Annotated in this window: 28 protein-coding genes; 10 read left to right on the top strand and 18 right to left on the bottom strand. The window is 72.4% G+C overall.

Features of this window, described 5'->3' with window-relative positions:
• Positions 1 to 6 precede the first annotated feature (6 nt).
• Together GFD30_RS00535 and GFD30_RS00530 are read right to left on the bottom strand one after the other, a co-directional pair.
• A complete protein-coding gene (locus tag GFD30_RS00535) occupies positions 7 to 1002 on the bottom strand; it encodes a LacI family DNA-binding transcriptional regulator (RefSeq protein ID WP_153023269.1) in 996 nt (331 codons plus the stop codon).
• A 63-nt stretch (positions 1003 to 1065) separates the two neighbouring features.
• Positions 1066 to 2592: an alpha-N-arabinofuranosidase gene (locus GFD30_RS00530; protein WP_153023268.1), complete on the bottom strand. Its 1527-nt coding sequence runs from the start codon at positions 2590 to 2592 to the stop codon at positions 1066 to 1068.
• A 198-nt stretch (positions 2593 to 2790) separates the two neighbouring features.
• Here GFD30_RS00530 and pnuC point away from each other — a divergent pair, with 198 nt between their 5' ends.
• From pnuC to GFD30_RS00515, 3 genes are all read left to right on the top strand, one after another.
• Complete coding sequence (gene pnuC / locus GFD30_RS00525) at positions 2791 to 3426, top strand: nicotinamide riboside transporter PnuC (protein WP_153023267.1); 636 nt, start codon at positions 2791 to 2793, stop codon at positions 3424 to 3426.
• On the top strand, positions 3423 to 4514 hold the full coding sequence (locus tag GFD30_RS00520; RefSeq protein ID WP_153023266.1) for an AAA family ATPase: 1092 nt from the start codon (positions 3423 to 3425) through the stop codon (positions 4512 to 4514). The genes pnuC and GFD30_RS00520 overlap by 4 nt, the downstream gene beginning before the upstream one ends.
• Positions 4515 to 4578: 64 nt before the next feature.
• Entirely contained in the window at positions 4579 to 5082 is a 504-nt protein-coding gene (locus tag GFD30_RS00515) for a GNAT family N-acetyltransferase (RefSeq protein ID WP_153023265.1), read from the top strand.
• Here GFD30_RS00515 and GFD30_RS00510 read toward each other — a convergent pair.
• Positions 5005 to 7398 (bottom strand): protein kinase domain-containing protein, encoded by a 2394-nt coding sequence (locus tag GFD30_RS00510; protein ID WP_153023264.1) that lies wholly within the window; start codon positions 7396 to 7398, stop codon positions 5005 to 5007. The genes GFD30_RS00515 and GFD30_RS00510 overlap by 78 nt on opposite strands.
• Positions 7382 to 8440, bottom strand: a complete 1059-nt coding sequence (locus GFD30_RS00505; protein ID WP_153023263.1) for a patatin-like phospholipase family protein — start codon at positions 8438 to 8440, stop codon at positions 7382 to 7384. The genes GFD30_RS00510 and GFD30_RS00505 overlap by 17 nt, the downstream gene beginning before the upstream one ends.
• A gap of 236 nt (positions 8441 to 8676) precedes the next feature.
• Between GFD30_RS00505 and GFD30_RS00500 the strand changes: the two genes are divergently transcribed.
• The 4 genes from GFD30_RS00500 (at position 8677) to GFD30_RS00485 (ending at position 11296) form a co-directional block, all read left to right on the top strand.
• The gene (locus tag GFD30_RS00500; RefSeq protein WP_153023479.1) at positions 8677 to 9858 is read left to right on the top strand and encodes an LLM class flavin-dependent oxidoreductase; all 1182 of its coding nucleotides are present in this window, start codon (positions 8677 to 8679) and stop codon (positions 9856 to 9858) included.
• A gap of 17 nt (positions 9859 to 9875) precedes the next feature.
• Positions 9876 to 10358: a MarR family winged helix-turn-helix transcriptional regulator gene (locus GFD30_RS00495; RefSeq protein WP_153023262.1), complete on the top strand. Its 483-nt coding sequence runs from the start codon at positions 9876 to 9878 to the stop codon at positions 10356 to 10358.
• The gene (locus GFD30_RS00490; RefSeq protein WP_322632785.1) at positions 10355 to 11050 is read left to right on the top strand and encodes a CE1759 family FMN reductase; all 696 of its coding nucleotides are present in this window, start codon (positions 10355 to 10357) and stop codon (positions 11048 to 11050) included. Before GFD30_RS00495 ends, GFD30_RS00490 begins: the two co-directional genes overlap by 4 nt.
• Before the next feature lie 93 nt (positions 11051 to 11143).
• Positions 11144 to 11296 (top strand): hypothetical protein, encoded by a 153-nt coding sequence (locus GFD30_RS00485; RefSeq protein ID WP_153023261.1) that lies wholly within the window; start codon positions 11144 to 11146, stop codon positions 11294 to 11296.
• A gap of 28 nt (positions 11297 to 11324) precedes the next feature.
• On the opposite strand, the gene GFD30_RS00480 is transcribed toward GFD30_RS00485, so the two are convergent.
• Together GFD30_RS00480 and GFD30_RS00475 are read right to left on the bottom strand one after the other, a co-directional pair.
• A complete protein-coding gene (locus tag GFD30_RS00480; RefSeq protein WP_153023260.1) occupies positions 11325 to 11738 on the bottom strand; it encodes a hypothetical protein in 414 nt (137 codons plus the stop codon).
• A gap of 310 nt (positions 11739 to 12048) precedes the next feature.
• Complete coding sequence (locus GFD30_RS00475; protein WP_322632784.1) at positions 12049 to 12993, bottom strand: NAD(P)/FAD-dependent oxidoreductase; 945 nt, start codon at positions 12991 to 12993, stop codon at positions 12049 to 12051.
• Positions 12994 to 13074: 81 nt separating this feature from the next.
• Between GFD30_RS00475 and GFD30_RS00470 the strand changes: the two genes are divergently transcribed.
• Positions 13075 to 13653: a helix-turn-helix domain-containing protein gene (locus tag GFD30_RS00470; RefSeq protein ID WP_153023259.1), complete on the top strand. Its 579-nt coding sequence runs from the start codon at positions 13075 to 13077 to the stop codon at positions 13651 to 13653.
• On the opposite strand, the gene GFD30_RS00465 is transcribed toward GFD30_RS00470, so the two are convergent.
• The 12 genes from GFD30_RS00465 to GFD30_RS00410 form a co-directional block, all read right to left on the bottom strand.
• Positions 13650 to 14378, bottom strand: coding sequence for an HAD family hydrolase (locus tag GFD30_RS00465; RefSeq protein ID WP_322632783.1), 729 nt, complete (start codon positions 14376 to 14378; stop codon positions 13650 to 13652). The two genes, GFD30_RS00470 and GFD30_RS00465, sit on opposite strands and share 4 nt — an antisense overlap.
• 127 nt (positions 14379 to 14505) lie before the next feature.
• Complete coding sequence (locus GFD30_RS00460) at positions 14506 to 15081, bottom strand: hypothetical protein (RefSeq protein WP_153023258.1); 576 nt, start codon at positions 15079 to 15081, stop codon at positions 14506 to 14508.
• Between the two features lie 257 nt (positions 15082 to 15338).
• Positions 15339 to 16223: an ABC transporter permease gene (locus tag GFD30_RS00455; protein WP_153023257.1), complete on the bottom strand. Its 885-nt coding sequence runs from the start codon at positions 16221 to 16223 to the stop codon at positions 15339 to 15341.
• Positions 16213 to 16998, bottom strand: a complete 786-nt coding sequence (locus tag GFD30_RS00450; protein WP_153023256.1) for an ABC transporter ATP-binding protein — start codon at positions 16996 to 16998, stop codon at positions 16213 to 16215. The genes GFD30_RS00455 and GFD30_RS00450 overlap by 11 nt, the downstream gene beginning before the upstream one ends.
• Positions 16995 to 18098: an ABC transporter substrate-binding protein gene (locus GFD30_RS00445; RefSeq protein ID WP_153023255.1), complete on the bottom strand. Its 1104-nt coding sequence runs from the start codon at positions 18096 to 18098 to the stop codon at positions 16995 to 16997. Before GFD30_RS00445 ends, GFD30_RS00450 begins: the two co-directional genes overlap by 4 nt.
• A gap of 190 nt (positions 18099 to 18288) precedes the next feature.
• Positions 18289 to 19662: an LLM class flavin-dependent oxidoreductase gene (locus GFD30_RS00440; protein ID WP_153023254.1), complete on the bottom strand. Its 1374-nt coding sequence runs from the start codon at positions 19660 to 19662 to the stop codon at positions 18289 to 18291.
• Positions 19659 to 20444 carry an ABC transporter ATP-binding protein gene (locus GFD30_RS00435; protein WP_153023253.1) on the bottom strand — a complete coding sequence of 262 codons (786 nt, stop codon included), beginning with the start codon at positions 20442 to 20444 and terminating at the stop codon, positions 19659 to 19661. The genes GFD30_RS00440 and GFD30_RS00435 overlap by 4 nt, the downstream gene beginning before the upstream one ends.
• Positions 20420 to 21283: an ABC transporter permease gene (locus tag GFD30_RS00430; protein ID WP_153023476.1), complete on the bottom strand. Its 864-nt coding sequence runs from the start codon at positions 21281 to 21283 to the stop codon at positions 20420 to 20422. The genes GFD30_RS00435 and GFD30_RS00430 overlap by 25 nt, the downstream gene beginning before the upstream one ends.
• A gap of 5 nt (positions 21284 to 21288) precedes the next feature.
• On the bottom strand, positions 21289 to 22353 hold the full coding sequence (locus tag GFD30_RS00425) for an ABC transporter substrate-binding protein (RefSeq protein ID WP_153023252.1): 1065 nt from the start codon (positions 22351 to 22353) through the stop codon (positions 21289 to 21291).
• A 30-nt stretch (positions 22354 to 22383) separates the two neighbouring features.
• Positions 22384 to 22884 (bottom strand): flavin reductase family protein, encoded by a 501-nt coding sequence (locus GFD30_RS00420; protein ID WP_153023251.1) that lies wholly within the window; start codon positions 22882 to 22884, stop codon positions 22384 to 22386.
• Positions 22881 to 23411, bottom strand: coding sequence for an NADPH-dependent FMN reductase (locus GFD30_RS00415; protein WP_322632781.1), 531 nt, complete (start codon positions 23409 to 23411; stop codon positions 22881 to 22883). The genes GFD30_RS00420 and GFD30_RS00415 overlap by 4 nt, the downstream gene beginning before the upstream one ends.
• A 302-nt stretch (positions 23412 to 23713) precedes the next feature.
• Positions 23714 to 24262 (bottom strand): winged helix-turn-helix domain-containing protein, encoded by a 549-nt coding sequence (locus tag GFD30_RS00410; RefSeq protein ID WP_153023250.1) that lies wholly within the window; start codon positions 24260 to 24262, stop codon positions 23714 to 23716.
• 372 nt (positions 24263 to 24634) lie between these two features.
• Between GFD30_RS00410 and GFD30_RS00405 the strand changes: the two genes are divergently transcribed.
• Positions 24635 to 25612 (top strand): glutamate-cysteine ligase family protein, encoded by a 978-nt coding sequence (locus GFD30_RS00405; protein ID WP_227995689.1) that lies wholly within the window; start codon positions 24635 to 24637, stop codon positions 25610 to 25612.
• A complete protein-coding gene (locus GFD30_RS26555) occupies positions 25576 to 25932 on the top strand; it encodes a hypothetical protein (protein ID WP_227995751.1) in 357 nt (118 codons plus the stop codon). Before GFD30_RS00405 ends, GFD30_RS26555 begins: the two co-directional genes overlap by 37 nt.
• Positions 25933 to 25969: the final 37 nt, after the last annotated feature.

The raw sequence follows: 25969 nt of genomic DNA, 5'->3' as shown, positions 1-25969 counted from the left end.
CACCGCTCAAGCGGTCGACTCCCGGAGCTTCAGCTCGAAGGGCGCCGTGTGCTCCTCCGGCGGGCGGGAGGGGTCCTCGATGCGGGCCGCGATGAGGGAGACGGCCTTCTCGGCCATCCACCGGTGGTCGGGGGCCACCGAGGACAGCGACGGCGTCGTGTAAGGCGACTGCGGGACGTCGTCGAAGCCGATGACGCGCACGTCCTCGGGGACGCGCAGACCCAGGTCGGCCAGGCCGCGGATGACGCCGAGGGCGACCGTGTCGGTGACGGCCACGACCCCGTCGAACGGCACCCCGGACGAATGGAGGCGCCGGACCGCCCGGCGGCCGTCCTCCATGGTCATGCCCGACAGGGCCACCAGCGACGTGTCCACCTCGATCCCGTGCGCCGCCAAGCCGTCCACATACCCCTGGTAGCGGCGCGAGACGACGTGGACGCCCTCCAGCGACCAGCCGGTCACGTTGGCGATCCTGGTGCAGCCCTGGGCGACCAGGTGCTCGGTCGCCGCCCGGGTGCCGGCCTCGTTGGCCATCCCCACATGGTCGATGCTCGCGCCGAAGTCCCGCTCGCCGAGCATCACGATCGGGAAGTCCCCCCACGAGTGCCCCTGGTCGCGCGGATCGAGCGCCACCGCGCTCAGGATCAGGCCGTCGAACTGCAGCTTGTGCGACTGCGCGATCGCATCGGCCTCACCGGTGTCGCTCGCGCCGGTCTGCTCGATCGCCACATGGAACCCGCGGGCACGGGCGGCCTCGATGATGAACGAGCCGAGCATCCCGAAATACGGCTCGTCCACGCCGGGCACAGCGAGGCCGATGACCCCGGTGCGCCCGGCCTTCAGCGTGCGGGCGTTGACGTTCAGGCGGTACCCGGACTGCTGGATCGCATCGAGGACGCGCAACCGGACCGGCTCGGAGACCCCGGCCCGGTTGTTGACCACGTTGGACACGGTCATCTTGGACACGCCGGCCAGGCGCGCCACGTCGCTCATCGTCACCATCTCGGGTACCGCCTTTCGGGATTCGACGATCCTCTTATGTTCCCACCCTGGGCAAGCGCCTGACTACGCCACGTCTCCGGCCACGGTGACGAAGGAGTGCGCGGGCAGGTGCACGTGAAGCTTGCCGCCGTCGATCCGCGCCCCGTCGTGGGTGCGGGGGGCGACCGCCTCGGGCTGCTCGGGCGTGTTGTGGGCCTGGAGGGCCCCGGCGGTCAGGATCTCGGACGCGAGCCCGGTCACCGAGCCGCCGCGCAGGTCGATCACGACGTCGGCGGCCTCGCCCGCGTCCAGATTCGACAGCGACACTAGCAGGCGGCCGTCCTTGCGGGAGGCGGACACCGACACCGTCGACAGCTCGGCGCCCCCGACCTCCTTCGCCGGCGCGTCGCCGACGACGTGAACCTGGAGGCTCGCGGCGTCCTGGTGCCCCTTGTTCATCCGGAACACGTGGTAGGTCGGGGTGAGCACCAGCGCCCCCGAGTCCGGGTCGGTCAGGATCATCGCCTGCAGCACGTTGACAGTCTGCGCGATGTTCGCCATCACGAGCCGGTCGGCGTGCCGGTGGAAGATGTCGAAGTGCAGGCTCGCCACGAGCGCGTCGCGCATCGTGTTCTGCTGGTACAGGAACCCGGGGTTGGTGCCGGGCTCGACGTTCCACCAGGTGCCCCACTCGTCCAGGACGATCCCGATCTCCTTGGTCGGGTCGTACAGGTCCATGACGTTGGCGTGGCCGGTCAGCAGCTCGTCGGTGCGGGCGGCCTTGAGCATCGTCGTGTAGTACTCGTCGTCGGTGAACTCGGTCGCGGCGCCCTTGTCCTCCCAGGTCCCCGCGACGGTGTAGTAGTGCACCGAGACGGCCTGGTAGAGCGGGCGCTCGACGCGCTGGCAGCCGAGGTGGGAGAGCTGCTTCATGAGGGTCTCGGTCCAGGCGTAGCTGAAGTCGGAGGCCCCGGCGGCGATGCGGTAGAGCTTGTTGTCGCCGTAGTCGCGGCAGTAGGTCGCGTACTTGCGGGCGTCCATCGCGTACTGCTCGGCGGACATGTTGCCGCCGCAGCCCCAGGTCTCGTTGCCCAGGCCCCAGAACTTGACCTTCCACGGCTCCTCGCGGCCGTTGGCCTTGCGCTCGCGCACGGCCGGGGAGTCGCCGTCGCGGGTCAGGTACTCGACCCACTCGCTCATCTCCTGGACGGTGCCCGAGCCGACGTTGCCGGAGATGTACGGCTCGGCGCCGAGCAGCTCGCACAGCGCCATGAACTCGTGGGTGCCGAAGTGGTTGTTCTCCTCGACCCCGCCCCAGTGGGTGTTGACCATGACGGGCCGGTCCTCCTTGGGGCCGATGCCGTCGCGCCAGTGGTATTCGTCGGCGAAGCAGCCGCCGGGCCAGCGGAGGTTGGGGATGTCGAGGGCCTTGAGGGCCTCGACGACGTCGAGGCGGATGCCGCCCTCGTTCGGGATCGGGGAGTCCTCGCCCACGTAGAAGCCGCCGTAGATGCACCGGCCCAGGTGCTCGGCGAAGTGGCCGTACACGTGGCGGTTGATGACGGGGCCTTCGAGGTCGAGGTTGACGACGGCGTTGACGGTGCTGCTCATCGGTGCCTTTCCTTGGTCGCGGCGAGCGGTCTTTATCGGTAAAGTCGCTTCACTCTACCGGGTCCCGCAACCGCGCTGTCAAGTGACGGCCGAAAGCGGATCTCCGCCCGAACGGTGACCTGCGGCATGGCCGCGGCCGCCCCGGCCGCCGTAGAGTCGTGAACGCCCCCTGAGCGACCGCCCTTCGAAAGGCCCCCGATGTTCGACGCCGTGCCCAACCCCGTCCTGTTCGACGCCTTCGGCGTGCCGACCACCCTCATCGAAGCCCTCGGCTTCGTCTCCGGCGCCCTCTGCGTGTGGCTGGTCGCCCGCCAGCACATCGCCAACTGGGGCATCGGCATCTTCAACTGCCTGATGTTCATCGTCCTGTTCACCCAGTGGGGCCTCTACGCCGACGCCGGCCTCCAGCTCGTCTTCATCGCCCTCGGGGCCTACGGCTGGTGGAACTGGGTCCGCGGCGGCGGCCCCGCCGAGGACGCCCTCCCCGTCAGCCGCACCGGCCGCACCGAATGGATCGCGCTCATCGGCGCCGGGCTCGTCGGCCTCGCCGCCATCGCGACCCTCCTCGACCGCGCCACCGACTCCACCGTCCCCTTCTGGGACGCCCTCACCACCGTCCTGTCGCTCATGGCGACCTACGGGCAGTGCCGCAAGTGCCTCGAGTCCTGGTGGCTGTGGATCGCCGCCGACATCGTCTACATCCCGCTGTACGCCTACAAGGAGCTCTACCTCACCGCGATCCTCTACATCGGATTCATGGCGCTGTGCGTGCTCGGCCTGCGCAACTGGCAGAAGGACCTCACGGCCCGCCGGACCGCCGAGGCCGTCGCATGAGCCTGCCCGAGCACGGCCTGGTCCTCGGCAAGTTCTACCCGCCCCACGCCGGCCACCACCACCTCATCCGCACCGCCCGCGCCGGCTGCGAGCGGCTCACCGTCCTCGTCAGCCACGCCGACGTCGAGACCATCCCCCTCGCGGCCCGCGTCGCCTGGATCCGGGAGGCCCACCCCGACGTTCGCGTCGTCGGCACCGTCGACAACGTCCACATGGACCTCCACGACGAGGCGATCTGGCAGGCCCACGTCGACATCTTCAAAGCCGCCGTCCCCGAACGGATCGACGCCCTCTTCACCTCCGAGTCCTACGGACCCGAACTCGCCCGCCGCCTCGGCGCCGCCCACGTCGAAGTCGACCTCGACCGGGCCCGCTTCCCCGTCTCGGGCACCAAGATCCGCGCCGACCCGGCCGGGAACTGGCACTACCTCGAAGGCCCCGTCCGCGCCGGGCTCGCGCTGCGCGTCGTGGCCCTCGGCGCCGAGTCCTCCGGCACGACCACCATCGCCGAGGCGCTCGCGGCCGCGTACGCCGCCCGCGGCGGCGCCTGGGCCGACACGCGGTGCGTCCCCGAGTACGGCCGGACCTTCAGCGAGGAGAAGCTGCGGGCCCTCCAGGCGGTCCGGCCCGGGGCCGCGTGGTCCGACGTCCGGTTCGAGATGCCGTTCGATACTGCGGACTTCCCGGTCATCGCCGCCCGCCAGAACGAGCTCGAGGAGGCCGCCGCGCGCCTCGGCGGCCCGGTCCTGTTCTGCGACACCGACGCCTTCGCCACCGCGATCTGGCACGAGCGCTACCTCGGCGGCCGCAACCCCGCCCTCGACCCGCTCGCCGACGCCCTGCACCACCATCTATACCTGCTCACCGACCACGACGGCGTCCCGTTCGACGACGACGGCCTCCGCGACGGCGAGCACCTGCGGCCCTGGATGACCGCCCGCTTCGAACAGGAGCTGCGCCGCACCGGCCGCCGCTACGTGAAACTTCGGGGCTCCCGCGAGCACCGACTCGAGCAGGCCGTCCGCGCCGTCGACGCACTCGTCGCCGCCGGCTGGAACCTCGCGGACCCGCTCCCGGAGTACCGGTGACACGCACCCCGCGGAAGGGTGCACCCACTTGCCCGCCGGGCCCGGTTCGGCGCACACTGGCCACATGCGCATCAGGGTTGTGACTGACACCGACCTGCCCCTCCTCCAGGACATCGAGCGCGCCGCCGGCGAGTGCTTCCGCACCGCCGGCATGGACGCCATCGCCGACGACGAGCCGCTCACCCTCAAAGAACTCGACGACTACCGCCGCACCGGCCTCGCCTGGGCGGCCGTCGAGCACCGCGAGCCCGTCGCCTACCTCATCGCCGAGCCCGTCGACGGCGCCCTCCACATCGAGCAGGTCTCGGTCCACCCCGACTGGGCCCGCCGCCGCATCGGCCGCTCCCTCATCGACCATGCCGCCGCCCGCGCCGCCGCGGACGGGCTGACCGCGCTCACGCTCACCACGTTCCGGGACGTCCCATGGAACGCGCCCTACTACGCCCGCCTCGGATTCGCCCCGCTCGCCGAAGCCGACCTCACCCCGGGGCTACGCGCGATCCGCGACCGCGAGTCCGCCCACGGCATCGACCGCTGGCCCCGCGTCTGCATGCGGCGCCCCCTCTGAGGGCGTCCGGGGCCCGGCCGCCGCCGCGGCCCGCCGGCGCGCCTCCAGGTGGTCGAGCCGCTCGGCCGCCAGGAACGCCCGCGACAGCTCGGTCCGCACCCGCGGCGCGTCGGCCCCGGCGCTCTTGAAGTAGTAGATCGACAGGTTGATCAGCGACACGAAGCACGCGTACACCAGTTCATCCTGCACCAGGTCGAGCATGATCAGGGTGCCCATGACCAGCACCGTCGCGCAGTAGATGAGCAGCGTCGGCCGCCACCGGACCAGCCGCCCGGGCGGGAACTCGCCCTCGGGCACGGTGGACAGGCCCGCCTCGCGGGCCCGGCGGTGGGTGTCGCGCTCGAACGCGATGAACACGGTGAACACGATCGCGGTCCACACCAGTCCGATCTGCGTCGCCAGCGGCCACCAGTCGCCTTGGAGCAGCGTGGGGATGAGCACGCACAGCGACGGCAGGACCGCCATCGACCTGAGCCCGAACTCGGTGGCCCACGTGAGGAACCGCCGCCGGCCGCGGCGCGGCAGCGGGGACAGGGGCGAGATCTCGGCGAAGAGGTTCAAGTACAGGCGCGCGTTCACCAGGGCGAACGAGAAGCCGACCAGCCGCGCCGGCAGGTTCTCCCACGGGTCGGGCATGTCATAGCCGTCCAGGCGCATCGCGGCGAAGAAGTCGAAGTCCGACCCGGTCTGGGCGATCGCGATGTTGACCATCTCGATGCCCTTCGCCTGCCAGCCGACGCCGAGGTCCTCCACCCACCAGGTCGCGACGAGCGCGGCCGTCCCCCACAGGACGAACGCGGCCGCCCACGCCCACCGGTGCAGCCGCTGGGCCTTGCGCAGCCGCGGCACGTCGGCGGCCAGGCCCCGCCTCCGCAGCTCCGCGGCCTGGCGCTTGCGCACCCGCAGGATGCGGCCCTGGCGCGAGACCGTCCCCGAACCCGGCAGGAGGCTCCTGGCCTTCTCCAGCGCCCCTTCCGGTTCGAGGCGGGCGGCCTCGCGTATGACCGCCATCTCGCGTTCGAACAGCTCCCGGATCTGGTCGATCCGGTTGCGGTCCTGCCCGTGCACGGGATCGTGCTCCTCGATCGGCGTCACCAGCAGGCGCCGGCCCGGATCGGCGTCCACGAGGTCCTCGAGGAGGCGGGCCATGCCCGTCGAGAGCACATAGGAGTGGTCCGGCAGGCTGCCGTCGGGTCGGAGCTCCGCGCCGCTGATCGCCAGCAGGATCCGCCCGAGCGAGTACAGGTCGGCCTGCCCGTCGCCGCCGCCGCCCTTGCGGACCTCGGGGGCGACGTAGACCGCCTCGCCGTACGCCTCGCCGGGCAGCATCCGGGTGTGGAGGTGGTTGACGCCCAGGTCGATGAAGCGGATGCGGGTGCCGCCGCCGACGGACTGGACGACGATGTTCGACGGCGAGAGGTCCTCGTGGCGGTAGTCGAGCCGCTCCAGGTCGGCCAGGGCGTGCAGGAGTGCGCTGCCGAGGACGTCGAGTTCGGCGATGTCGACGGGCCGGACGACCGTCTTGCGCGGCTTGGTCTCGGCCTTCGGGCGCGACCGGAGCCGGTCGGCCAGCGTCTCCCCTTTGAGGAAGTCCATCAGGATCCAGCCGTCGTGGCTGGCCCAGACGCCGACCAGGGGCGCGTCGTCGGGGATGAACCCTTCGAACCGGCTCGCGTAGGCCCTGGTGGCGGCAACGATCGGCGGCTGCTGCCGGTACGGGTAGATCAGGCATTTGAACGCGAACTCGGTGTGGCGGCTGGCCTTGGGTTTCGCGCTCCTGCCGTACAGGATGACCGAGGTGGTCCCGTGGCGGTGGAACCGCAGCGAGTCGAAGTCGATCTTCTCCCACTCCGCGAGGGTCTCCTCGGTGGCCGGTTCGCTCCCGAACGCGGGGTCGTACAGCACCTGGACGGCGCGGCGGACCCGCGGGTCGGCGACGAGCCCGGCCGAGATGCGGGCGGCGGTGACGGTCTCCTCGCCGACGGCGAACCGCACGTCCGTCTCCCCGTGGAACCGGGCCCGTTCGGAGCAGTGGAGGGCCACGATCGTGAGCAGGTAGAACCCGAGGTACCCGGCGGTCTGGGCCGGGCGGTCCGGGCCGCCGTCGGCCGTCCACCAGCGCCAGAGCCGCACGATCTCGGCGTCCTGGTCGATCAGGAAGCGGTCGCGGTAGCCGCGCTCGTCGAGCGGGAGGTCGAGCAGGACGCTGCGCCAGTGGCTCGGGTCCCACCGGTCGAGCGCGGCCGCGGCGGCGGGGTCGCCGCCGCCGGCGAGGCCGTCGATGGCGGCGGTGAGGATCTCATGCTGCGTCGGCACGGACGCCTCCGTCGACGGCCACGAAGCGGGGGAGCGAGGCGAAGGACCCGTCGCGCAGGCGCGAGGCGGGGATCCCGCCGACGGCCGCGTGCATGACGGCGTGCGCCTCGCGCGCGGCGGTGAGCAGCGCCCCGAGGGACATCTCGTGGCGGCGGACCTCGGACATCCACGGCAGCGGCGCGAGGTCGAGGACGAAGGGGCCCTCGCCGGGCTCGGTCATCCACTCCTGGAGCCGGCGGCGCTGGGCGCGGTACCGCTCGAGGGACGCGAGGTAGCCCTTGCCCAGGCCCCGCTTGATGCGCTCCATGTAGAACGCCGACAGGTGCCGGCCGGCCGAGGCGCGGCCGGGGGCGCGCATCGGCTTGGTGCTCAGCGACAGCACGTGGGTGCAGCCGTCGGCGAGCGCGAGGAGGTACGGGTGGGCGGTGAGGACGCCGCCGTCGACGGCGCGGCGGCCGCGGAACTCGCCCGCGCCGGGGACGGCGACGGGCAGCCAGCAGGAGGCGCGGAGGCCCTCGCGCAGGTCCTCGCGGTCGCAGAAGTCGCCGACGGACTCGGTGCGCAGCTCGTCGACGAGGGTCACGGCGACGTGGAACCCGGCCGGGCCGGCGAGGATCCGGTCGTAGTCGAGGGGCTTGACGGTCTCGAGGACCTGCTCGAACACGTAGTCGAGGTTGAGGATGCCGCGGCGCGAGGCGAAGCGGCGCATGTCGACGAACTGCCTGGTGGCGAGGTCGTCGAAGTAGATGGTGAGGGGGTACCAGGTCTCGCCGCCGGCGAAGTAGGCCGCGTTGACCGACCCTGAGGAGCAGCTGTAGACGCAGTCGAAGACCCCGCGCAGGCCCAGGTCGTCCAGGGCGGTGAGCATCGCGGCGGAGACGACGCCGCGCATGCCGCCGCCTTCGACGGCCAGTCCGAGCTTGTGGCCGTCTCCGTGCGCACCGGGCCTGCCGCCGGCCTGCTTGCGGGCCCGGACCAGGTCGAGGACGGGGTGGTCGTCGCTCCAGTAGCAGGCGCGGTCGGGCGAGTACAGGTCGTGCATCGGAGCCTCCGGGGGTGGGTCGGACGGCGGCGCCGAATCCGGTCGATTGCGGCAGTCCTCTTCTGAGGGTACGCAATCGGGCATCGATCCGTCACACATGCGTCACCGCCCGGCGCGGCGGCCTGTGAGGACCGCCTCCCCGGCCCGAATCGGAATAGTCCGGCGCCCCGGCCCGTTAAGGTAGATGCAAACGCATGAACTTCGATCCCGCCGAGGCGGGGAGAGCAGGGAATCCGATGCAGTTCGGGATCTTCTCAGTCAGTGACATCACGCGCGACCCCATCTCGGGGGAGACCCCGAGCGAGGCCGAGCGGATCGAGGCGATCGTGAAGATCGCCGTCAAGGCCGAAGAGGTCGGCCTCGACGTGTTCGCCATCGGCGAGCACCACAACCCGCCGTTCTTCTCCTCTTCGCCGACGACGCTGCTCGCGCACATCGCCGCGCTCACCGAGCGGCTCATCCTCACCACCGCGACCACGCTGATCACCACGAACGACCCGGTGCGCATCGCCGAGGAGTACGCGATGCTCCAGCACCTCGCCAAGGGCCGCATGGACCTCATGCTCGGCCGCGGCAACACCGCGCCGGTCTACCCGTGGTTCGGCCAGGACATCCGCCAGGGCCTGCCGCTCGCGCTGGAGCACTACAACCTCCTGCACCGGCTGTGGCGCGAGGACGTCGTGGACTGGGAGGGCCAGTTCCGCACCCCGCTCCAGGGCTTCACCTCGACGCCGCGCCCGCTCGACGACGTGCCGCCGTTCGTGTGGCACGGCTCGATCCGCACGCCCGAGATCGCCGAGCAGGCCGCGTTCTACGGCAACGGGTACTTCGCCAACCACATCTTCTGGCCCACCTCGCACTCCAAGCGCCTCATCGACTTCTACCGGCAGCGCTTCGAGCACTACGGGCACGGCACCCGCAAGCAGGCGGTCGTCGGCATCGGCGGCCAGGCGTACATCGCCAAGCGCAGCCAGGACGCGGTCAAGGAGTTCCGCCCGTACTTCGACGAGGCGCCCGTCTACGGCCACGGCCCGACCCTGGAGGAGTTCACGCAGGGCACGCCGCTGTCGGTGGGCAGCCCGCAGGAGGTCATCGACAAGACGCTGACCTTCCACGACGCCCTCGGCGACTACCAGCGCCAGATGTTCCTCATCGATCACGCCGGCATGCCGCTCGGCATGGTCCTCGACCAGCTCGAGCTGCTCGGCGGCGAGGTCGTCCCGGTGCTGCGCAAGGAGCTCGCGGCGCGCCGCGACCCCGAGTCGGCCGAGGCCCCGACGCACGCCGGACTGGTGAAGGCCAAGTACGGCGACGGGCCGGCCCGCCAGCCGCGCCCGAACGCCAACCGCGGCGACAACGTCACCGGCGCCTCGCCCTACCAGGACAGCGAGCCCGCGGCCGAGTACCCCGAGATCTAGTCCGCTTGGAGGACACCATGACCCGCTCACGGAGCCGGCTCGCGAACGACGCCTGGGAATCGCTGCTGACCGCCCACGCGGCGCTCATGAAGCGGTTCGCGGCCCAGCCGATCTGGGACGAGCTGTCGATGCGCGAGTACGACGTGCTCTACACCCTGTCCAAACACGACGGGCCGATCCGCCTGTTCGAGCTCGGCCGCGGCGTCCTGCTCAGCCAGCCCGCCCTGTCGCGGCTGGTCGAGCGGCTCGCCGACCGCGGCCTGGTCGAGCGGCTCGCCGACCCCGAGGACGGACGCGGCCTGCGCCTGGGGCTCACCGCCGCCGGGCGCGAGGCCCAGCGCCTGGTCGGCGGCCGCCACGCCGTCGACGTGGCCCGCGCCGTCGCCGACGCCCTCACCGAGGAGGAGATGCGCCAGCTCGAATCCATCGGCCGCAAACTCGCCGGGGCGACCGCCCCGGCCCCGAAGCCCCAACGGACCCCGAAGGAGGCCGTGCTGTGAACACCCCGAAGGAGCCGTTCCGGCTCGCCGTCGTCAGCGCCGGCACCAGCGACCCGTCGTCGACGCGCATGCTCGCCGACCGCATCGCGTCCCGCATCGGCGCGCTCGCCCAGGAGCGCGGCGGAGCCGTCGCGGTCGACGTGGTCGACCTGCGCGGGCTCGCCACCGAGATCACCACCGCGATCGTCTCGCAGCACATGGGCCCCAAGATGACCCGTGCGATCGAGGTCCTCGGCCGCGCGGACGGGATCGTCGCCAGCGCCCCGGTGTACAAGGCCGCGCCGAGCGGGCTGTTCAGCTCGTTCTTCCACGTCCTCGACAACGACCTGCTCATCGCCAAGCCGGTGATCCTGGCAGCGACGGCCGGGACGGCGCGGCACGCGCTGGTCGTCGACGAGCAGATGCGGTCGCTGTTCGCGTACCTGCGGACGATGACGGTGCCGACGTCGGTGTTCGCGGCCACCGAGGACTGGAACGCCTCGGAGCTGGGGGAGCGGATCGGGCGCGCGGCGATCGAGCTGCTGCTGCTCATGGAGTCCGGGTTCGCCGAGCAGGTCCGCTCGGAGTCGTGGAAGAGCTACCAGCACGAGTTCGGCTCGGCCGGCGGCACGGAGCTCGACATCGACTTGAGCTCCGACCTGATGCGGCTGGCCACCGGCGGTTCGGCGCTCAAGCCGAAGCGTCCCGAATAGGCGCCGAACGGCCCCGGCCCGCGATCGCGGGCCGGGGCCTTTCGCTTCCCGCGGCTACAGTGGAGGCGGACCCTCCGATCGAAAGGCGCCGCCATGAGCGACCGCGACATGATCAGCACCGGCGAGTACGTGGTCTACCCGCACGACGACCCTGCCGAGGTCATCGAGACCGTGCAGGTGGTCGCCGAGGACCCGACCGGCGGCGACTTCGCCTTCGGCGACGGGTCCGGGCCGACGCGGGAGTGAGCGCCGGGCGAGCGCGCCCGGACGACCGCTAGACGACGGTGGTCTGGGTGGGGCCGGCCCACCACTGGCCGCCGGTGTAGTAGTAGACGTACCAGGCGATCTCGTGCCCGTCGGTCCAGTCCTTGTTGCACCTGGTCCAGGCCTTCGAGTACCCGAGGAAGTCGGTGCAGTAGCCCTCGCGGGACCCGTCGAGGTCCCACCAGACGACCCTGACCCAGTGGCCGTCGTCGACGTTGTCCTTGAGCCAGATGTCGTCGCCGTTCTTCTGGATGCAGGCGGACACCCAGGTGTTGCTGTAGCACTCCCTCGAGGAGTCGGCGTACCAGTCGACGTCGACGGCCTGGTCCAGCTCGTAGGCGGCGAAGGCCGGGTTGGCGAAGCCGATGACGGCGAACAGCGGTATGGCGAGTGCGGCGAGGATGGCCGCGAAGCGGGTGCGCATGAAGAATGCCTCTCGTGGTCGCGCCGGCGCCCGGGTTCGAGCGTCGGTCGTCGCGCATGGGCCCCGGAGGATTCCGGGGCGCGCGCCGAGAGGAATACGCCGGATCGGCGCCCCGGGTTGCCCGGCGGTGCGCGGGTTCTCCGGGACCGGCCCCGGTCCCCGCGGCCGGACGGCGGTGTGCCCGAAGCGGACTGGAAGTGGGGGGGGGGGGGGGGGGCCCCCCCCCCCCCCCCCCCCCCCCCGGGGGGGGGGGGGGGGGGGGCCCCTGGGGGGTGTGGGGGGGGGGGGGCGGGGCGCCCCCCCCACCCCGCTACGCGCCCAGCCGGTGGAGCCTGACGGCCTCGGCCGTCTCCTCCTCGATCAGATCGAAGTTGATCATCGCCGCGGCCATGGCGCCCGCCGCCGCCGAGGGCCCGACCTGGCCCATCAGGTCCGTGACGTTCCCGGCCGCCCACACGCCCGCGACGGCGGTCCTGCCGGTCGGGTCGGCCGGTATGTGCCGGCCCGCGCCCGAGGGGTGGTCGGCGAGCTCCAGTCCGAGGTCGGCGAGGAACCCGGCGCGGGCCTCCAAGCGGGTCCCGATCGCGTACGCCTGCCGCTCGACGAGCCGGCCGTCCCGCATGCGGGCGCCCTCGGCCTCGATCGCGGCGATCTCGCCTTCGACGACGCGCACGCCCCGGGCCGCGAACCGCTCGCGCTCGTCGACCGTGAGCTCGGGGGCGGTGTGCGTGAAGAACACCAGGTCGTCGGTCCACTGCCGGAACAGCGTCGCCTGGTGGACGGCCATCGGGCCGGTCCCGATCACGCCGATCGCCTGGTCGCGGTGCTCCCAGCCGTGGCAGTACGGGCAGTGGACGACGCTCGTGCCCCACCGCTCGGCCAGGCCCGGGATCTCCGGGAGCCGGTCGACCAGGCCGGCGGCCACGAGCAGGCGCCGCGCGGCGACCTCGCGGCCGTCCTCGAGGGCCACCACGAACTCCCGGTCCTGCTTGAGCGCCTTGGCGACCCGGCCTTCGACGACGTGCCCGCCGTACTGGCGGACCTCCTCCCGGCCCTTGGCGAGCAGTTCGCCCGGCGACATGCCCTCCCGGCCCAGCAGCCCGTGGACGCCGTCCGCGGGGGCGTTCCGCGGCTCGCCCGCGTCGATCACCGCCACCGTCCGGCGGGCGCGCCCGAGCACGAGCGCGCCGTTCAACCCGGCCGCGCCCCCGCCGATCACCACGACGTCGTACCGGTCCATCAGTTCATCGGTCACTTCGACCACCTCCGGCCTGAACCGTAGAACGGGACCCGCGAAACCGGCAAGGAATCTTGCCGGTCTGGCAAACTGGTGGGCATGGATCTCGACAAGGCCCTGGACGCCGTCGGCCCCCGCCTGCGCGAACTCCGCAAGGAGCGCAAGGCGACCCTCGCCGACCTCGCCGCGGAGACGGGCATCTCCGTGAGCACCCTCTCCCGCCTCGAATCGGGCGCGCGCCGCCCCACCCTGGAACTGCTGCTGCCGCTGGCGAAAGCCCACGGCGTCACCCTCGACGAGCTCGTGGACGCCCCGCCCACCGGCGACCCGCGCATCCACCTCCGGCCGGTCGTGCGCCACGGCATGGTCCACCTGCCGCTGACGCGCCGGCCCGGCGGCATCCAGGCGTACAAGCTCATCATCCCCGCAGGGGAGCGCAGCGAACCCGAGCCGCAGGTCCACGAGGGCTACGAGTGGATGTACGTCCTCAACGGACGCCTCCGGGTCGTGTTGGGGGAGCACGACTTCGTGATGAAACCCGGCGAGGCGGCCGAGTTCGACACGCGCACCCCGCACTGGTTCGGGCGCGCCGGGGACGAATCGGTGGAGTTCCTCAGCCTCTTCGGCTCCCAAGGCGAGCGCGCCCACCTGCGCGCCAAACCGAAGCGGAAGGGCTAGTCGAGGAAGCCGAGGACGTGCGCGAGGCCGCGCTCGCCGGTGCGGGGCTCGCCCGGGAGGAGGTACGCCCGCAGGCCGGAGGCGGCCGCGCCGCCGTCCTTGGCGGGGTTGTCGCCGACCATGAGCGTCGCCCGCGGGTCGACCCCGAGCCGGTCGCAGGCGGCCCGGAACAGCACCGGGTCGGGCTTCTCGGTCCCGTACTGGTACGACATGACCCGCACGTCCACCAGGTCCTCGAGCCCGAAGTGCTCCATGTGGACGCCCACGTCCCACGGGAAGTCCGAGACGATCCCGGTCTTGACGCCGCGGCGGCGCAGCTCGCGCAGGAGCGGCTCGGTGTCGGGGTAGGGCACCCACGCGTCGGGGGCGGCGATGAGCTCGTACGCGACCGCTTCGATGCCCTGGAGGTAGTCCACCCGCTCGAACCACGCGAACAGCGCGATCCGGTGCTGCGCGGCCGACTCGTCGCGCCCGATCTGCGCCGCGGCGACCTCGGGGATGCGGTAGGTCTCGTAGAGCTGCGCGGCGGTCTTCTCCACGAGCGTGTCGTCGAGCGCCCGGCCGCTCTCGGCGGCGACCCGCCGCAGCCACGTCGGGATGTCGATGAGCTTGAAGATCGTGTTGCTGAAGTCGAACAGGACCGCCTCGATCGGCGGCACCGGCCCGGCCTGCTCGGCCTCGGTCGGCCGGTAGGCGGCGGCGGAGTCGAAGAGGTTGTAGATCACGGCGGGCCTTCCGTTCGCGCGGACGTCAGCCGCAACGGTAACCGCCCGACGCAGGCGGGGCCATCCGCCGGGCCGGACCTCACACAACCGTCCCCGACCCTTCCACCGCCGTTCATCTCCCGCCCAGTCAGACGCGGCCGCGGAGGCGGCGGATGCGGTCCGCGAGCGCGGCCCTGATGGACCCGTCGTCGACCAGGTACAGCCGGAACGACGCGCCCGCGGTGAGGAACAGCAGCGTCAGCGGCGCGAAGGCAAGGCCGCCGGACGCGCTCGGGTCGCCGAACTCGGGGCCGACCCGGCCGAGCGGATCGAAGACGGTCTCCGCGATGTAGTCGATTCGAGAGGCGACGGTGCACTCCACGCTCACGCCGTGATGCGCGAGCGCGAACTGCTCGAAGGCCGGAACGAGCGCGCCGACGCCGACCGCGATGGCGATCGGGAACACGGTGGCGGGCTTCCAGCGCCGACGCGACCTGCCGCGGAAGCACAGGGCGACCGCGCCGGCCAGGGCCGCCGCCAGGACGGCGCCGGCGATCGCCGTGCCCCACCAGCGCAGCGGCCCGGTCGCGAACAGGTGCGACCACAGCGCGGCGGCCGCCGCAGCGGCGGCGACGAGAGGAAGGGCGACCGCGAGCCTGATCTCGTGGCGAGCATCGAGCGGGGCGCCGTCCCATCGCGGTTCGGGACTGCTGGTGCGGGGCATGGGCTACCGGTTTCAACTCGTGCAGGCACGGCCGGGGCCGTCGCTCTCGGGAACCCGAGCGTAGATCGGAATCCCTCGGCGCGGTGTCCCGATCACCTCTCACGCGGCTGGCGCGGCGTCGCCGAAGCGGCGGAGAGGAGCCGAGGCCGGGTTCCCGCGAGCTGATCGGGAACCCGGCCCCGGTGTCTGCGTCCCCGGTGCCTGCGGGCACGTCGAGGCGGTCGCCGCGCCGAGACGTCCCGGCGCGGCGACCGCCGCTAGTCCTGGTGCAGCCCCCAGGCGCGGCGGATCCTGTCGTCGGCGGCCTTGAACGCGGTGTCGACGATGATGCCGATGACCAGGACCGTGATGATCCACGTCAGCACCCGGGGCGCGTCGTTGAACTCCCTGGCGCCCTGCATGAGCGCGCCGATCGAGCCCTGCCCGGCGATGATCACCAGCAGCTCGCCGGCCATGAGCGAGCGCCACGCGAACGCCCAGCCCTGCTTCAGGCCCGACACGAACGACGGCAGCGTCGCCGGCATGATCACGTGCCGGTAGAGCTGGAACCCCTTCATGCCCAGGACCGCGCCGACCCGCTTCCACGCCGGCGGCACGTAGTCGATCCCCGAGATGATCCCGTTCGCGATCGACGGGACCGCCCCGAGCACCACCACGAACATGATCGTGGACTCCGAGATCTGGAACAGCAGGATCGCCAGCGGGAACCAGATGATCGACGGCATCGTCTGGAGGCCCGTGATCGCCGAGCCGATCGCCGCGCGCAGCGGCTTGAACCGCGCCACCGCGATCCCCAGCACCGACCCGACCAGCACCGAGAGCGCGAACCCGGTCAGCGCCCGCTGCATCGTGATCGCGATGGCCGTCCAGTAGCCCGGCGTCGGGACGTAGGCGACCAGCTCGTCCCACACCATCAGCGGCGACGGCAGCGCCCACGGATCCTTCCACCCGGACAGGAACAGGAGCTGCCAGAACCCGATGACGATCACCAGCGCCAGGACCTTCGGCCACGTCCCGGCCCACAGCCGGGACGCGAACCGGCCCCAGCGGGTCTCGGTGATCGGCGTCTTCTCCAGCGCGTCGAGCCCCGACAGCTGGCGCGAGGTGTCGTCCGCGACGGAACGAACGGTCTCAGCCGGCATGGCGGCCCACCTCCGCCCGCAGCGCGTCGGTGATGTCGGCGGCCAGCGTCGCCACCGGCGCCGAGTCGATCCGGCGCGGCCGATCCAGATCCACGTCGTAGACGTTCAGCACCCGGCCCGGCCGCGAGCTCAGGAGCACCACCCGGTCGCCCAGGCGCACCGCCTCGCGGACGTTGTGGGTCACGAACAGCACCGTCAGGCGCTGCTCGCGCCAGATCCGCTCGAGCTCGTCGTGCAGGAGGTCGCGGGTCATGGCGTCGAGCGCGCCGAACGGCTCGTCCATGAGCAGCACCGACGCGTCCTGCGCCAGGGCCCTGGCCAGGGCCACGCGCTGGCGCATGCCGCCGGACAGCTCGTGGGGCCGCTTGTGCGCGAACCCGCTGAGCCGCACCGTCTCCAGGAGCTCGAGTGCGCGCCGGCGTCGTTCAGCCCGACCGACGCCGCGCACGCGCAGGGCGATTTCGACGTTGCCCAGGACCGTCAGCCACGGGAACAGCGCCGACTCCTGGAACATCATGGCGACCGGCTGGTCGACGTGCTCGATCGCGCCTCCGCTGATGTCGTCGAGGCCGGCGACGAGCGAGAGTAGGGTGCTCTTGCCGCAGCCGGAGGCGCCGAGCAGGCAGGTGAAGCTGCCGGGCTCGACGCTGAGGGAGACGCCGTCGAGGGCGGTGACGGCGCCCGGGCCGCGGCCGTAGCGCTTGACCACGTCGGTCAGCACCACGGCTCCGGCCCGGGCGGTGTCGGCCCGCGGCGCAGTGCGGGTGTCGGTCATGCCAGGTCTCCCGCCGAGACTTCGGCGTCGCCGCGGTCGGCGAGCACCTGGTTGAGGGCGTCGAGCGCGTAGATGCCCTTGAGGTCGACGTCCTCGAGGAGCCCGACCTCGACGGCGTGGTCCTTGCTGCCCTGGAGCGAGGCGGCGATCGGGTCGGCGGTGAAGCTCAGGTTCTCCCAGGCCGCGGCGATCACGGCGTCGTCGATGCGCTTGTCGGTGAGGGCCTCGATGCGGTCGTTCGAGGCGGTCTGGGCCTCCTCGGGGTTCGCCGCGATGTAGTCCAGTGCGGCCAGGTGCCCTTCGAGGAACGCCTTGACCAGTGCGGGCTGCTCCTCGAGGAACCGCTTGGCGACGATGATGTGGGTGGTGACGAACTCGCCGCCCTCCCACAGTTCGCGCTCGTTGAGGAACTCGACGGCGCCGTGCTTGAGGATGAGGTCCGAGTACCGCGGTTCGACGGCCCAGGCCGCGTCGACGGTGCCGTCGTCGAACGCGGCTGCGACCTCGGCGTTCTCGATGGGGGTGACGGAGACGTCGCCGCCGCCGTTCTCGTCGGTCTCGAAGCCCTGCTGCTTGAGCCAGTGGCGGGCGGCGACATCCTGGGTGTTGCCGAGCTGCGGCGTGGCCAGGGCCTTGCCGCGCAGGTCCTCGACCTCGGTGATCTCGGGCTTGACGACGAGTCCGGCGCCGCCGGAGGTGGAGCCGGCGATGATGTGGAGCGCCTGGCCCTGGGACTGGGCCCAGCCGTTGATGGCCGGGTTCGGCCCGATGTAGGAGATGTCGATGGCGTCGGAGAAGAGCGCCTCGATCGCCGAGGGGCCCGCGTTGAAGACGGTCTCCTCGATCGTGACGGCTTCGGGCAGGGTGTCGGCGAAGACGCCGGCTTCGAGGCCGACGAGGGCGGGGGCGTGCGTGACGTTCCCGAAGTAGCCCAGGCGGATCGTGCCGCTGGCGGTCGACGCGTCGGCGTCGGCGGCGGCCTCGGCGGGGTTGTCGTCGTCGCTGCCGCAGGCGGCGAGCACCGGGGCGGCGGTGAGGGCCGCTCCCGCGGCCGCGATGACGCTGCGGCGCTTGAGGGGGCGCAGTCTGGCAGAGCTCATGGATGCTTTCCGGTTCGGTTGGGAGGACACTATTCCTACTAGTCCGATCACTCCGACTAATTAAGTGGGAATAGTAGGGTTGCCTCGCGGGCCGAGGCAACCCCTGTCCCGCCATATGGGCGGGTGGCGGCCGCTCTGGCTGGGAGAACGCCCGCCGTTCCGGCACTTGGGACGGTTCCGTCCCTTATGCCTAGCGGACGTGGGCGAGCACGCCCTTGACGGCCGACTCGAGCGCCTCGCGCCGCCGGGGGTTCTCCGGCCGCGCGAGCCCGTAGTGGCCGCGCAGCGTGGCCGATTCGTACTCGGTGCGGAAGCGGCCCTTGGCCTGAAGGATCGGGACGACCTGGTCGACGAACGCCTCCAGACCGGAGGGCAGGACGGCGGGCATGATGTTGAACCCGTCGGCCGCCCCCTGGTCGGCCCAGTCGAGGATCGCGTCGGCGACCTGCTCGGGCGTCCCGGCGAAGGTCCGGTGGCCGCGGCCGCCGCCGAGGCGCCCGATGAGCCGGCGCACCGTCAGGCGCTCGCGCCGGGCCAGGTCCACGATGAGCGTGAACCGGCTCTTGGCGCCCTCGATCTCGTCCTCCGTGGGCAGCGCCTCCGGCAGCTCCCGGTCGAGGTCCAGTTCGGACGGATCGAGTTTGAGCTGCCGGGCGAGGTTCTCCAGCGCGTACCGGGGGACGATGAGCCGGTCGAGCTCCTCCTCCAGCAGGCACGCCTCGGTCTCGGTCGAGCCGATGACCGGCACGATGCCCGGGAGCACCAGCACGGTGTCGGGGTCGCGTCCGGCGTCCTTCGCGCGGCGCTTGACGTCGGCGTAGAACGCCTGCGCCTCCTCGATGGTCTGCCAGGCGGTGAAGATCGCCTCGGCGTGGCCGGCGGCGAACGCCCTGCCGTCCTCGGAGGACCCGGCCTGCACCAGCAGCGGGTGCCCCTGCGGGGACCGCGGGACGTTGAGCGCGCCGGCCACCTGGAAGTGCTCGCCCTCGTGCGCGGCGGGGTAGAGCAGGCGGTCGTCGCCCCACACGCCCCGCTCCTTGTCGGCCACGACCGCGTCGTCGTCCCAGGAGTCCCACAGCTTCTTGGCGACCTGGAGGAACTCCTCGGCCCTGGCGTACCGCGCCGCGTGCGAGGGCAGCTCGTCCAGGTTGAAGTTGCGGGCCGCGTCGAGCGTGGCGGTGGTGACGATGTTCCAGCCGACCCGGCCGCCGGAGATGTGGTCGATCGAGGCGAAGCGCCGGGCCAGGTTGTACGGCTCGTTGTAGGTCGTCGACGCGGTCGCGATCAGTCCGATGTGCGTGGTGAGCGCGGCGATCGCGGCCAGGACCACCGTGGGCTCCAGGGACCCGGAGGGCCGGCGGCCGACGGTGCCCCACAGCGAGGGCGAGTCGGCGAAGAAGATCGAGTCGAGCTTCCCGCGCTCGGCGGTCTGCGCGAGGTTCGCGTAGTGCGCGATGGACGTGGTCGCGTACGGGTCGGACTCGGGCAGCCGCCAGGACGCCTCGTGGTGCCCGGTGCTCATCAGGAACGCGTTGAGGTGGAGCTGCTTGGGCGGACGGCTCATGGGTTCTCCTTGATCTCGGCGCCGCCGGCCAGGCCGAGCGCGGCGAGCAGTTCGGTGCGGACGGCCGCGAAGCGCGGGTCCGAGGGGTCGCGGGTGCCGTCGAGGTCGATGCGGCGCTCGGTCTTGACGACGCCGCCTTCGAGGACGAGCACCCTGTCGGCGAGGACGATCGCCTCGTCGACGTCGTGGGTGACGAGCAGGACCGCGGGCCGGTGCCGTTCGTGGAGCGCCCTGAGCAGCCCGTGCATCTTGATGCGCGTCAAGGCGTCGAGGGCCCCGAAGGGCTCGTCGGCGAGCAGCAGTTCGGGTTCGCGCACCAGGGAGCGGGCCAGGGCCACGCGCTGCTGCTCGCCGCCGGAGAGCTCGCGGGGCCAGGCCCGCTCGCGTCCGGCGAGGCCGACTTCGGCCAGGGCCTCTTTGCCGCGCCGGAGCGCGCCGGGGCCCTGGAGCCCGAGGACGACGTTGCGCAGGACCCGCTGCCACGGCAGCAGCCGCGAGTCCTGGAACACCACCGACACCTGCTCGGGCACGGTGACGTCCCCGGACCCCGAGGCGTCGCCGTCCTTCGAGTTCCCGTCCTTCGCCACCCTGTCGAGCCCGGCGAGGGCCCGCAGGAGCGTGGACTTGCCCGAGCCCGAGCGGCCCAGGAGCGCGACGAACTCGCCGGGCGCGATGGTGAGGTCCAGTCCGGACAGGACCGGCCGGTCGTCGGTGAAGGAACGGTGGAGGTCGCGGATCTGCACGGCCGCGGCGGCCGTCAGTCCTCCAGGGTGCGCCGCCATGACAGGGCCCTCCTTTGGACGAGTCGGACGATGGAGTCGGAGGCGAGCCCGAGCAGCGCGTACAGGACCAGGCCCACGATGATCACGTCGGTCTGCCCGTACGTCCCGGCCAGCAGCATCATGTACCCGATGCCGCTGGTGGCGTTGACCTGCTCGACCACCACGAGGGACAGCCAGGACGAGGTCACGGCGAACCGCATGCCCAGCAGGAACCCCGGGAGCGCCCCGGGCAGGACCACCCGGCCGACGAACGCGGCCGGGCGCAGCCGCAGCGTCTCCGCCAGCTCGGCGTAGCGCCCGTCGATCGAGCGCAGCCCGTTGTGCGTGTGGATATAAATCGGAATCAATACACCCAGTGCGATGGTGATGATCTTCATCCGCTCATCGATGCCGAACCACAGCAGCAGGAGCGGCAGCAGCGCGAGGTTCGGGATGGACCGCTTGATCTGCACCGGCCCGTCCACGATCGCCTCGCCCCAGCGGCTGAGCCCCGAGACGAGCGCGAGCACGAGTCCGGCCGCCACGCCGAAGGCGAGGCCGAGCGCGAAGCGCCGCGCCGAGACCAGCAGGTCGGGGCCGAGCCGGCCGGACTCCCACAGGTCCCACGCGGTGGCGGCGACGGTCCACGGCGCCGTCAGCACCCGCGGGTCGATCCACCCGGCGGCCGAACCCCAGATCCAGACGCCGAGCAGCAGGAGCGGCCCGATGAGGAACCCGAGGCGGATCGGCCGGCCCGGCCCGAGGCGGCGCCTGCCCCGCGGGCGCGAGGCCCGCCCGGCGGCGAGCTCCTCGTCGTCGACCGGCGGAACGACGACCGGTCTCGCGGTCGCGGCCTTCAAATCCGTCACGACGCACCCCCGTCGCCGTACTCGGCGATGCCCTCGGCCACGAGCGGCTCGAAGCGCCGGTCGTACAGGTCGCCGGCGTCGAGCACGTCGTTGCCGGTGCCCTCCGCGACGATCTCGATCGTCTCCTGGTGGCGCTCGATGGTCTCGTCCCAGCTCTCGGGGAAGTCCGGTTCGCCCTCGCGGTCGAACAGGTACTCGCCGTCCTCGACGGACAGGCCCTCGTGCTCGACGAACCAGGCGTTGATCCACTCGTCGCGGTTCGCGCGCGTCCACAGCTTCGCCGCGCCCCACAGGCGCACGTACTCGGCGATCGCGGCGGCCTTGCCGGCGTCCTCGAGGACCTCGACGGGCGCGTACAGCACCCACGGGTCGTCGCGCAGCCCGTGCGGGATCGTGGTCGCCCCGTCCGCCCCGTACTTGTTCACATAGGACTTGACCTGGGTGCCGCCGATCGGCGCCACGTCGACCTCCCCGCCCGCGAGGGCGTTCGAGTAGGTGTCGGCGGTGGACGGCAGCTCCACCAGCTCCACGTCGTCCTGCGTCAGCCCGGCCGCGTCGAGGACCCGCAGGATCAGGGCGCCCTGCGCCTGCCCGGGGGAGTACGCGATCCGCTTGCCCGCGAGGTCCTGGATGGACGCCACGTCCGCGCCCGGGGCGACGCCGAGGTCGTAGATCGGATGCTCGAGCGGGTCGATGCGGCCGGCGGCCGCCACGATCCGCGTCGGCAGGCCGGTCCAGTTGGTGTGGATCGGCGGGATGTCGGCCACCGAGGAGATGTCGAGCGACTCGGCGCGGAACGCCTCCGCGGACTTCGGCCCGCCGGAGATGTTCGCCCACTCCACGTCGAAGGTGAGCAGGGACGCCAGCCCCGACAGCTCGAAGGCGAGCTGCTGGGGCGGGTCGCCGATGACCAGCTTGGTGCCCTCGGGCACCGCGGTCGGCAGGTCGGCGTCGGCGGCGAGCACCGGCCCGCCGTCCTCCGGAGAGCATCCGGCGAGGGCGAGTGCGGCGAGGGCGGGTGCGCCCGCCAGGAGCGTTCGTCGGGTGGTCTTGGATCGCATGGGGAAAGGGCCTTTCAAGAGGATCGGAGGTCAGTCGAGGGGAGCGGCGGCGCAGTAGCCCCCCGCGTGGTAGACCAGCGGCTCGTGGTCGCCGCCCGCGGCGGCGCCGACCACCAGGGCCAGCACGATGTGGTGGTCGCCGGCCTCGATGCGGTCGGTGACCACGGCCCGCAGGTGCGCGGGCGCGTCGGCGAGCACGGGCTCGCCGGTGTCCAGGCGCGACCAGGCCGTGCCGCTGAAGCGGTCGATGCCGCTGGTCGCGAACCGGGTCGCGAGGGCGTGCTGCTCGGCGGACAGGAAGTTCACCGTCAGGCTCTCGGTGTCGCGGATCGCCGGCCACGCCGAGGAGCCCGACGCGATCGCGAAGGACACCAGCGGCGGGTCGAGCGAGACCGACGTGAGCGAGGTGGCGGTGAACCCGGCCGGGCCGGTCCCGGGGTCGGCGAGCACCACCGTGACGCCGGCCGGGTGGGCCCGGAACAGGGACCGGAAGGCGGCCGGCTCGACCCCGGTCCGCGGTACGGCGCTCATGCCGGGACCCCGACGCCCGCGCGGCCGGCGGCCGCGGCGAGGGCCGGCAGGTGCGCGCCGGTCCACTTCGCCAGGTGGGCGTCGAGTTCGGGGAGCTCGCTCTCGCGCAGCGCCAGCGACGGCACCGGCAGGCTCGCGCCGAGCTCGGCCAGGACCGGCCGGAGCTGCAGGTCGGCGAGGAACCGGTGCTCGGCGGCGGCCGCGATCGTCACCGGGACGGCGACGGTCCCTTCGAGCGCGCTCGGCGGGAGCTGGTCGAGGAAGAGCTTGAGCAGGCCGGTGTAAGAGGCCTTGTAGACGGGCGTGCCCACGACGAGCACCTGGGCGCCGCGGACGCGGGCCAAGGCGGCCTCGAAGCCCTCGTGCGGCGGTTCGATGCCGTCCAGGTAGAGCTCGGCGAGGTCGATCGGGGCGGTGCGCGGCTCGGCGCCGGCGATGGCGGCGGCCGCGGCCTCGGCGGCGGCCAGGGTGCGCGACAGGCGCTTGGGATTGCCGACCACAGTGGTCACGGCGATGCTGTCGGTCACGGTGCAGTCCTTACGGTGGGTAGCGTGCGAGGGCACGCCGGCGGTGGGCGTGCTGGAGCGGGCCTGAAGGGCCGGTGGGGAATCGGCGCCGCGTCGTGGCGCGGCCGGACCGCGCCAACAGGGCGCGGTGCGACGGGAAGCGGTGCGGGGGAGTGGTCGGAAGCGGGTCCGACTAGCGCATTCGCCGGGGACAGAGGGCGCTGGCGGCGCGCATCTGATCGATCTCGCGCCGCCGCGTCAGCAGGCTGGCGGGTGTCATGCCGTCAACACTAGCAGTATTCCTATAGAAATACTAGGATTTCTTAGATGGTGAGACCCCGGTCCTGGACCGGCCCGGGCCGGTACTCCACGTCGGTGCTCCGGGCGAACCGGTAGCCGACGCCGCGGACGGTGGACACGAGCGTGTCGAACTCGCCGAGCTTGGCCCGCAGGCGCCGCACGTGGACGTCGACGGTGCGGCCCGGCAGGCCGAGGTCCGGTGTCTCCCAGACGTAATGGAGCAGCTCGGGCCGGGTGTGGACCATCCCCGGGTGGCGGGCCAGGAACGCCAGGAGCTCGAACTCCAAGCGCGTCAGGGCGACCGGCTCGCCGTGTAGGGTGACCTCGCGGCCGGGCACGTCGATGACGAGTGCGGCGGGCGCGGTCGCAGGAGCCGGTTCGGCCGGGACCTGCTGCGCCCCTTCGGCGGCGAGCGCGACCCGCCCGCCGCTCTGTGCGAGCACGCCGAGCGCCGCGGTGAGGCGGCGCGCCAGGCGCGGGTCGTCGGCGGGGATCTCGACGGTGACGGTGATGACGGCGGTGGCCGAGCGGCGGTGCGCCGGCGGACGGGTGCGGATCTGGACGGGAGTCATGGCTGCGCCTTCTGCTTCTCGACGGGACTTGCCGGGGGAGGGCGTCGCCGTCGGACCGCGCTCGTTTCAGCGCACGGGCCCGGCGGCGTCGCCCGAAGGACACAGCGCGGAATCCGAACGCGCGAAATCGATGTGGCGCCTCTTGGTCCACCTCGGTCTCGCGCGTTCGCGGGTGCGGTTCACTCCCGCAGCATATCCTATTAATTTAGTAGGATTCAAGTGCGCCTGCGTCGACCGAGGGCAGGGCGCCCGCCTCGCGCGTAGTGGTTGCGCGACGCGCGGAGGCGTCGTACCATCTCTATATCCTATTAATCCAATAGGAATGCTTGAGTGCGGGACGGCCCGCGGCCGCCTCCGAGACCGGGAGTCAGCATGACCGAAGCCACGCTCCGCGACCGCACCAGCGCGACCCCGACCGAGGCGGCGCCCCTGACCGAGGACGACGCCGCCGCACGCGTCGCCTCCCAGGGCTTCGTACCCGTGGCCCCGGGCAGGGTCGGCGCCGAGGTCGAATGGCACCTGACGAGCCGGGCCGACCGCCGCCGGCGCATCGACCCCGAATCGGTGAAGGCCCTGCTCGGCGTCCGCGACGCCCTCCCGCGCCGCACCCGCCTCACCTTCGAGCCCGGCGGCGCCCTCGAACTGAGCACCCGCCCCGGCTCCCTGCGCGAGGGCTTCGACGACCTCGAAGCCGACCGCGCCCGCATCGGCGCGGCCCTCGCCGAGGAGGGCCTCGAACTCGTCGGGCTCGGCCTCGACCCGGTCCGCCTGCCCCGCAGAGTCGTCCGCAGCCTCCGCTACCAGGCCATGGAGGAGCTGTTCGACCAGGACGGCCGCGCAGGGCGCTGGATGATGGCCAACACCGCCTCCGTCCAGGTCTGCCTCGACACGGGCCTCGACGGCGACAGCGCTCACAACAGCGGACCCGGCGGCACCGGCCCGGTCGACGCCGCCGCGATCCCGGCCGCGCACCGCCTCGCCGATCGTTGGTCCCTCGCCCACCGCCTCGCCCCGGTCCTCATCGCCGCGTTCGCGAACTCCCCGCTGCGCCGCGGCGAGCCGACCGTGTGGCGCTCGACCCGCCAGCACGTGTGGGCGGCGGTCGACCCGACCCGCTCGCGCCCCGTCCCGGCCGGCGACCCGCGAGAAGCCTGGGCCCGCTACGCCCTCGACGCCCGCGTCATGGCCGTCCGCGGCCCCGACCGCTGGACCGTCCCGCGCGGCCTCACCTTCCGTGACTGGCTGCGCGGCAACGGACCCCGCCCGCCCACCCGGGACGACCTCGACTACCACTTGACGACCCTGTCCCGCCCGTGCGCCCCCGCGGCCCCTACCTCGAACTGCGCATGATCGACGCCCAGCCCGGACCCGACTGGATCGTGCCCGTCGCCGTCGCCGCGGCCCTCCTCGACCACCCGGCCGCCGCCGCGGCCGCCGACGCCGCCCTCGAACCGCTCTGGGACACCGCCCGCGCCGACGACCTCTACCGCCGCGCGGCCACCGCCGCGCTCCGCGACGGCCCACTCGCCGCGGCCGCCCTGGCCTGCTTCACCGCTGCCCGCGACGCCCAAGGCGACCCCGCCATCGCCGCCGCCGTCGACCGCTTCACCGAGTCCTTCGTCGCCCGCGCCCGCACCCGCGCCGACGACCTGGTCTCCCGCACCGCCTGAATCGTGCACTGTGGCGGGTCCGCAGTCCGGCCGCAGG

The organism is Glycomyces albidus (genome assembly GCF_009451885.1).
GTDB classification, from domain to species: domain Bacteria; phylum Actinomycetota; class Actinomycetes; order Mycobacteriales; family Micromonosporaceae; genus Glycomyces; species Glycomyces albidus.
Note: the sequence above shows the minus strand (reverse complement) of the source record. Positions and strands in the feature narration are given on the sequence as shown.